Below are 4,796 nucleotides of genomic sequence, written 5' to 3'. Positions count from 1 at the left end.
TGGCCCCTGATACGACATAGGCATATATGAAGGCAGATTTTGCGTGCTTGTACGATGGCGATGCTCCACTTGGAGCATAATCAATGACGACAGCGATCAATGACTTGCCAGGGATGTTGGGGACAGCCTGATCGAAGTTTGGTGTGATTGTTTCGCCCGAGCCGCCGGCCGCGTCCGGCATCGCGATGGCGAGGCCAGCCGCCACGATGAGAGATTTGAGGGTCATGGCGGGTGTGCTCCTTATCTCCCGCCAAGATCGACCTCCGATAGGGTCATGAAAAGCACCAAGAACCGACAAAATTTGTGTACCACCGTGCTATGACCGAACGCCTCTCCCTAACGCTCGACCGATCGGCAAAGACGTCGCTGGCCGAACAGATCCGCAAGGGCATCACCGCCGCGATCGAGGCCGGCGTTCTGGTGCCTGGGGCGCGCTTGCCGTCCTGGCTCGACCTCGCGATCCAGCTCGGTGTCGCCCGCGGCACCGTACGCCTGGCCTATGAGAAGCTATCCGCCGCGCAGCTCATTGTCGCCTCGCGCAGGTCCGGCACCCGGGTTGCGGACTGGCCTCGGGCCATGGCGAGGCAGGAGCCGCCGCCTGATCCCGGGTCGTTCATGGAAATGTACCGGGAGCGCACTTGGGAGCGCACTGCGGGGCTGGCCATCTTCAAAATGGGAGTGCCGGCACAGGAGACTTTCCCCGCCAAGCTTCTTGCCGGAATCCGATCGCGTGCCATCCGTGCGGAATCGAGCACCCCGGCCCTCTATCCAGATCCACGCGGCGAGCTGGAACTGCGGCGTGAGATTGCCGCATATCTCGCCGTGGCACGTGGCATCGAGTGCTCGGCTCCCCAGGTCATCATCACCGGCGGCTTCGCCGGCGGCCTTGGATTGGCGCTCCGCGTTCTCGGTCTCGAGGGGCAGAGAGTCTGGATGGAGGATCCCGGTTTCCCCTTCACCCGACACGGGCTGGAACTCGCGCGGCTGTCGCCGGTGCCGATCCCGGTCGACGCCGAGGGCATCAATGTCGACCATGGCCTGCGGCATGCCCCGGATGCGGCCCTCGCGATCGTCACCCCGGGCCAGCAGGCGCCCACCGGTTCGACCCTGTCATTGGCCCGACGCCTGCGTCTCCTCGACTGGGCCGCCCAGGAAGGGGCCTGGGTGATCGAGGATGACTATCTGGGCGAGCTGCAGTTGAAGGGGCGGGCCACGCCCGCTTTGGCCTCGCTCGACCGTGCGGGGCGAGTGATCCATATCGGCTCGTTCAGCAAGACCATCAGCCCGGCCTGGCGCCTGGGCTTTGTTGTTGTCCCGACGCAGCTGGCATCCCGCTTCGCCGAGGTCGCCGCCTGCCTCGCCCCGGCGCCAGGGACGGCGCTGCAGCTGGCGACCGCGATGTTCATGCGCGAAGGCTACTATCTGCGACATCTCCGGCGGACGAAGCGCGTCTACTCCGCACAGCGCGATGCGCTGCTGGAGTGCCTGCGGCCGCGCGCCGAAAAAGTCGAGCCGGCCGGGCTCGCCGTGCTGCTCTGGTTGCCGGCCGGCGCGCATGACCAGTCTATCGCCCGGGCGTTGGTGCCCCTCGGGTTGGCGCCCACTCCGCTGTCGATCTGGTACGCGTCGCCGGCCTCTGCGCGGCCGGGCCTCCTCCTGGGAGTCGCCACGGCGCCCCAGAAGCACCTCGCGCGATCATGCGACACGCTCCGCGCCGTTATCGAGCGTCTGACCTGAGCACCTCGCTCGCGACTGGCCCTCGCTAGAAGAGCGCCGCCGGCCGCGGCGACTTCGGAGATCGATCGAATTACGGGGAGGCGTTTGGCCATGGCCCCGGTGGTACAGGTTTTTTGTCGAATCCTGGTGCTTTTCCTGTCCCAAGACGGAGCCTATCTGGTCGGGACAAGGTCTGGATCTCGCCCCCCATCCATCACCAGGACTATCCCGTCATGGCAACAACGGAAATACTTTGCGCGGCCTTACGCACTTCGCGTGGGCAACCAATCCTCACCCTGGAGTCGGCGGGGAAACGAGGCTCTCTTGCTCTCGATATTCTCTCGCTGGGCAGCCGCGCGGCACTCGGGATCACGTTCTTGTTGTCGATCGCCGATCGGCTCGGGCTCTACGGCAATCCCGGCGACCTCGGCGTCTCCTGGGGAACATTCGACCGGTTTTTGGGCTACACGGCCGAGGTCAATGCGTTCGCACCCGCATGGACGATACCCTATCTTGGCGCAATCGCGACTGTCGTAGAGACCCTGGCTGGCGTGACGCTGGTCCTTGGCATCTGGCTCCGGTGGGCGGCTTTTGGCACCGCGGGCCTTCTTTTATTTTACGGGTCAGCCATGGCGACCTCGCTTGGAATCAAGGCGCCATTCGACTACTCGGTCTTCGGCGCGATGTGCTGCGCCCTATTCCTCGGACTCGCCGGATCGGATCGATGGACCGTCGATTCTTTCTTTCGCTGCAGTGCTCGGACTTGAGCAGCCGGCCAGTTGCCGGCCACCAAGTCTTACAAGCTGAGCGCAATAGAGATGTGGCGGAAGGAAAGCGGCATGGAACAGTACCCCCAGATCGGCGATCGGATCACCGACAAGTCAGCGCCTCCTGACAGCAGCACTGTCCGCGACTGGATTGGACCGGGTGCGTCCAAGCATTGGCTCGAACTGCAAAGCTGGATCGACGGATTCTACCCCGGAGTTTTCATACCAGAGTGGCTCTATGGCGGACAAAAGCGTGGCTGGTCTCTGCGCTACAAGAAGACAAAGGCATTTTGCACTTTCCTGCCGGAATACGGGCGATTTTCGGCTGTCGTGGTCCTCGGGAGGGCTGAACGAGAGAAATTCGAGGAGCGGCGCCATGTCTGGCGCTCGCAGTTGGTCCAGCTCTACGATGAAGCTCATACATTTCCGGACGGGAAATTCCTGACAGTCGCAATCGCATCCGCAGATGACCTGCGTGACGTCACGGAGCTTTTGGCCATGAAGCGGCCTCCTGCGTCGCGCGGTTGAACGCCAGACATTGGCCGGCGCGGCTGCGAACCAAAGTCATGGCGAACCTCGAATGTCACCTTCCAGAGGATGGCGAACGCGTCCTCCCCCCGGATCGATAAGCAGATTGTGATGCAAACCACGGCCAGATCGCGGACCAGAAACGGACAGGGGGAGCGGGCCGATTCGATAATCGCCGGCTCTGCCTCGAAGCTCGCCGCCGCCGACCTCGACACCCTCATGCGGGCGCTCGACATCGATGTCATCGCGCTCACCGAGATACTGATTCCGCCGGACCATCGCGCGGAGATGGGGACGATTGACGCCCCGGCGATCCATTACACAGTCAGCGGCCGGGGACGGATCTCGATCGGCAATGGGCCTTGGATACCGCTCGAGCCCCATCTGCTCATCATCAAGCCCCCGAACACCCCGTTCGCGATCGAGGTCGACGGAGCCGGCGGCCCGAGGACGCTGATCACCCGCGATTGCTGGCAGCGGCATGACGGTGTGCTGCGCATCGCCATGCCGGCCGGGCAGCCCGAAATCATCCAGATCTGCGGCTTCTTCAACGCATCCTTCGGCCAATCGGTCGGGTTGTTTCGCGAATTGCAGGAGCCCGTGGTCGAGAAGTTCGAACCGACCGACAGGATCGGCCTGAAGCTTCGCGAAGCGGTCGAGGAGCTTGGCGCGCAGGAAATCGGCACGGGCGCCATGACGGCGTCCCTGCTGAAGCAGGTCATCGTCGCCCTGATCCGGCGATCGATGAAGTCCTCGCGCGGCTGGACGGATCGGTTTTCGATCCTCGCGGACCGGCAGATCACCCGAGCCTTCGCCGACATGGCGGCGCGTCCGGGGGCCGCCCATACGGTCCAGAGCCTGGCGCACAGCGCGGGGCTGAGCCGGTCTGCCTTCATGGCGCGGTTCTCGGAGGTCTTCGGCCGGTCGCCGATGGCCGTCGTCCGGGATCTCAGGATGCGGCAGGCGGCGCTCGAACTCACGACCACGACGGCCCCGGTCGAAATCGTGGCTTACAACGCCGGCTACGAAAGCCGCTCGAGCTTCGTGCGGGCCTTCCGCAAAGCCTACAATGCCGATCCCAGCGAGTACCGGCAGAGCGCGAAGAGCGATGAGGGCGACAAGGGCGGTTGAGCCAAGGCGCCGGCCAGCCCCGGATTCCGGAATGCGTGTCCGCCCGTCCAAGAGCCACCGGCGCGGGTTTCATCGCGCCGGCACCGGTGGCAGCGTGGCTTCCAGATTCGGAACACGACGCGCGACCGCACACAGGCAGGTGAACGATGAAGGCAATCGTTGTGACGGACCAGGCGGCGGGAACGGCCGGAATGACCCTGGCCGAGCGGCCCATGCCGCAGCCGGCGATCAACGACGTCGTGGTTGAGGTTCATGCGTCGGGATTCGTCCCGAATGAGCTGACGTGGGCCCCGACCTGGACCGATCGCCTCGACCGGGACCGGACACCGTCGATCCCCGGGCACGAGCTGGCCGGCGTGGTCACGGCACTCGGCTACGGCACGACGGGACTGTCGGTGGGGCAGCGGGTGTTCGGCCTCGCCGACTGGTATCGCGACGGCACCCTGGCGGAGTATCTGGCGATCGAGGCCCGCAACCTCGCACCGCTGCCGGGCGACATCGACTTCACGGTGGGCGCGAGCCTGCCGATCTCGGGCCTGACCGCGTGGCAGGGATTGTTCCAGCACGGCCGCCTTCATCCGGGGCAGAGCGTCCTCGTGCACGGTGCGGCCGGCGCCGTCGGGTCGATGGTGACCCAACTCGCCAAAGAGGCCG

Annotated in this window: 6 protein-coding genes; 5 read left to right on the top strand and 1 reads right to left on the bottom strand. The window is 64.9% G+C overall.

Features of this window, described 5'->3' with window-relative positions:
• A partial coding sequence (locus AC3XYG_RS23410) for a cupin domain-containing protein (protein ID WP_489142274.1) occupies positions 1 to 226 on the bottom strand: 226 nt, incomplete at its 3' end.
• 92 nt (positions 227 to 318) lie between these two features.
• Here AC3XYG_RS23410 and pdxR point away from each other — a divergent pair.
• The 5 genes from pdxR to AC3XYG_RS23385 all read left to right on the top strand — a co-directional run.
• Entirely contained in the window at positions 319 to 1,737 is a 1,419-nt protein-coding gene (gene pdxR, locus AC3XYG_RS23405; protein ID WP_489142273.1) for a MocR-like pyridoxine biosynthesis transcription factor PdxR, read from the top strand.
• 212 nt (positions 1,738 to 1,949) lie between these two features.
• The gene (locus tag AC3XYG_RS23400) at positions 1,950 to 2,483 is read left to right on the top strand and encodes a hypothetical protein (RefSeq protein ID WP_489142272.1); all 534 of its coding nucleotides are present in this window, start codon (positions 1,950 to 1,952) and stop codon (positions 2,481 to 2,483) included.
• 72 nt (positions 2,484 to 2,555) lie between these two features.
• Positions 2,556 to 3,011 (top strand): DUF3788 domain-containing protein, encoded by a 456-nt coding sequence (locus tag AC3XYG_RS23395; RefSeq protein ID WP_489142271.1) that lies wholly within the window; start codon positions 2,556 to 2,558, stop codon positions 3,009 to 3,011.
• A 111-nt stretch (positions 3,012 to 3,122) separates the two neighbouring features.
• Positions 3,123 to 4,142: a helix-turn-helix transcriptional regulator gene (locus AC3XYG_RS23390; RefSeq protein WP_489142270.1), complete on the top strand. Its 1,020-nt coding sequence runs from the start codon at positions 3,123 to 3,125 to the stop codon at positions 4,140 to 4,142.
• Between the two features lie 191 nt (positions 4,143 to 4,333).
• Positions 4,334 to 4,796, top strand: a 463-nt coding sequence (locus AC3XYG_RS23385) for an NADP-dependent oxidoreductase (RefSeq protein ID WP_489142269.1), incomplete at its 3' end; no start/stop codon positions are given.

This window comes from Inquilinus sp., from assembly GCF_057815775.1.
This window is presented reverse-complemented; position numbering and strand designations above follow the sequence as displayed.